Annotated in this window: 1 pseudogene; it reads left to right on the top strand. The window is 68.3% G+C overall.

The features are described 5' to 3' along the window. A pseudogene (locus tag AC0IX4_RS23310) lies at positions 1 to 240 on the top strand (signal recognition particle protein); the annotation flags it as partial.

The raw sequence follows: 240 nt of genomic DNA, 5'->3' as shown, positions 1-240 counted from the left end.
GAGAAGCTCGAGGCCTTCGAGCTCTTCCACCCGGATCGCATGGCGAGCCGGATCCTGGGCAGGGGCGACCTCCTCAGCCTCATCGAACAGGCCGAGACCGTCTTCGATGCCCAGCAGGCGGAGGAGACGGCCGCCACGATCGGCTCCGGGCAGCTGACGCTCGAGGACTGCCTCGAGCAGAGGAGGGCCATTCGCAAGATGGGTCCGATCGGCCACCTGTTGGGGCTGCTCCCCGGTGCG

It is taken from the genome of Rhodococcus sp. AC861 (assembly GCF_979256035.1).
This window is presented reverse-complemented; position numbering and strand designations above follow the sequence as displayed.